The 1,029-nt window shown below is 62.6% G+C and carries 1 protein-coding gene; it reads right to left on the bottom strand.

The window, feature by feature from the left end:
* Positions 1–1,029 (bottom strand): Ig-like domain-containing protein (locus DDT56_RS24240; RefSeq protein WP_246856882.1); only part of this gene is annotated, 1,029 nt, incomplete at both ends.

Below are 1,029 nucleotides of genomic sequence, written 5' to 3'. Positions count from 1 at the left end.
CACTGCCCAGTTCATTACCGGCGGCGTCGGTGATCTTCACCGTACTGCCGGCTTCGGCTGTGCCGCTAATGACGGAACCATCTTCCGACACCAGCAGATCGGCGGGAGTTGAAGGTACGGAGGTATCCGGGGCGGTAACGCTCGCCGCAGCAGAAGCATTACCGACAGCGTCGCTGACCACTGCACTAATAGCTTCGCCGTTAGTCAGCGCCGGGGATAGCGGTACGGTAAAGTGGCCGTCGTTCCCTACCGTTGCGTTGCCCAGTTCATTGCCGGCGGCGTCGGTGATCTTCACCGTGCTGCCCGCCTCGGCGTTGCCGCTAATGGCGGCACCATCTTCCGCCACCAGCAGATCGGCTGGGGTTGCAGGTGCGGTGGTGTCAGGTGCCGTGGCGGTTGCCGCGGCAGAAGCATTACCAGCAGCGTCGCTGGCGACGACAGTAATCGCTTCGCCGTTGGTTAGTGACGGTGATAACGGCACGGTAAAGCTGCCATTTTCCCCTACCGTCACGCTGCCCAGTTCATTGCCGGCTGCATCAGTGATCTTCACCGTGCTGCCGGCTCCGGCGTTGCCGCTAACGGCGGTGCCGTCTTCCGCCACCAGTAGATCAGCGGGAGTTGAAGGTGCGGAGGTATCCGGGGGGGTAACGCTCGCCGCGGCAGAGGTATTACCGGCCACATCGCTGGCCACCACACTAATCGCTTCGCCGTTGGTTAGTGGCGGGGATAACGGTACGGCAAAGTGACCGTCGTTCCCCACCGTTACGCTGCCCAGTTCATTGCCGGCGGCATCGGTGATCTTCACCGTACTGCCGGCTTCGGCTGTGCCGCTGACTGTGGAACCGTCCGCTGCCACTAGCAGATCGGCGGGAGCGGACGGTGCGGTGGTGTCCGATGCAACAGCGGTTGCCGCGGCAGAAGTATTACCGGTCGCATCGCTGACTACCGCACTAACCGCCTCACCATTAGTCAGCGCCGGTGATAACGGTACGGCAAAGTGACCGTCGTTCCCCACCGTTACGCTGCCCA

The organism is Brenneria corticis (assembly GCF_003115855.1).
In the GTDB taxonomy this organism is placed as follows: domain Bacteria; phylum Pseudomonadota; class Gammaproteobacteria; order Enterobacterales; family Enterobacteriaceae; genus Brenneria; species Brenneria corticis.
This window is presented reverse-complemented; position numbering and strand designations above follow the sequence as displayed.